The organism is Nocardia sp. NPDC058497, assembly GCF_042720195.1.
Lineage (GTDB): Bacteria > Actinomycetota > Actinomycetes > Mycobacteriales > Mycobacteriaceae > Nocardia.
This window is the reverse complement of record NZ_JBHXMY010000934.1, coordinates 1-1,505: the sequence shown is the minus strand read 5'-3', so window position 1 is coordinate 1,505 and position 1,505 is coordinate 1. Positions and strand designations below refer to the sequence as shown.

1 protein-coding gene is annotated in these 1,505 nt (G+C 73.0%); it reads right to left on the bottom strand.

From position 1 onward, the window contains the following. Nucleotides 1-152: 152 nt before the first annotated feature. Nucleotides 153-1,289, bottom strand: coding sequence for an MFS transporter (locus ACFWPJ_RS32605; protein ID WP_378857337.1), 1,137 nt, complete (start codon nt 1,287-1,289; stop codon nt 153-155). Between the last annotated feature and the right edge of the window lie 216 nt (nt 1,290-1,505).

The following is a 1,505-nucleotide window of genomic DNA, read 5'->3' as shown; positions in this document are numbered from 1 at the left end:
GGGTGCCCCCGCTGCTGGGTGGGGGGGTGGGGGCCTATCGGCGGGGGCGGGGGGGGCGTCCGGCGCCCCCCGGGGCGGCGGGGGGCCTCGGCCCCGCGGCGATCTGGTACCGAGATTTCGGCGACGACGGCGTGTGGCATGGAGCCGGAGAGTCAGGCCGAGCGTCGTCCGACCCACATCGTGACGGTGAAGAGCAGCAGGCCGAGCACGGCCAGGAGCGCGCCGACTGCCGCGGGGGCGGTGTAGCCGAGGCCTGCGGCGATGACCAGGCCGCCGAGCCAGGCGCCCGCCGCGTTGGCGATGTTGAGGGCGGCGTGGTTGAGGGCGGCGGCGAGGGTTTGGGCGTCGGCGGCGACGTCCATCAGGCGGGTTTGCAGGCCGGGGGCCAGGGCCGCGCCGGATGCGCCGACCAGGAAGGCGCCGATGCCTGCGGTGACGGGGTTGTGGGCGGCCAGGACGAAGCCGGCCAGGATGACCACCATCGCGATCATGGCGACGAAGATCGAGCGATCGACGCCGCGGTCGGCCATGATGCCGCCGAGGATACTGCCCGCGATCATGCCCAGGCCGAACAGGGCGAGCACGATCGGGACAGCGCCGATCGGCATGCCCGCGACATCGGTCATGGTGGTGGCGATATAGGTGTAGACGGCGAACATGCCGCCGAAGCCGATCGCGCCGACGGCCAGGGTAAGCAGCACCTGCGGGCGGCGCAGCGCACCGAGTTCGGTCATCGGGTTGGTGACCTTCATGCCGCTCAGCGAGGGCACGTACCGCCACAGCGCGGCCACCGTCGCCACACCGATCACGGCGACGACGACATAGGCGTCCCGCCAGCCCAGATGCTGACCGAGCCAGGTCGCGCCCGGCACACCGATCACGTTGGCCACGCTCAGCCCGAGCATCACCGCGGCCACCGCCTTCGCCCGCTGCCCGACCGGGGCGAGCGTGGCCGCCGCCAGCGAGGCGACGCCGAAGTAGGCGCCGTGCGGCAGCCCGGAGACGAACCGGGCCGCCACGAGCGTGCCGAAGGTCGGGGCCAGCACCGTCGCGGCATTGCCGACGGTGAACGCGGCCATCAACGCGATGAGCAGCTTCTTGCGCGGCACCCTGGCGCACAGCGCGGCGATCAGCGGCGCACCGACGACCACCCCGAGCGCGTACGCCGACACCGCGTGCCCGGCCGTCGGCTCGGAGATGTCGAAGGCCTTCGCGATATCGGGCAGCAGGCCCATCGTCACGAACTCGGTGGTGCCGATGCCGAACCCTCCCAGCGCCAGCGCGAGCATCGCCGGGACATGCCAGCTGGTGCGTGGCGTCTCGACGAGACCGAGGGAAGAAGTCACGCCTCAATGCAACGGGCCTTGGTACCCGATCGCTACCTGGGGCGAGCGTGAGTTATCCCACCCCCGGTCCCGGCGACGGAAAATGGGGGCCCCCCCGGGGGGTGTGGAGCGGCGGGTGAGGCCCGGGGGGGGTGGGGGGGGGTGGGCGGCAGCCCCCCC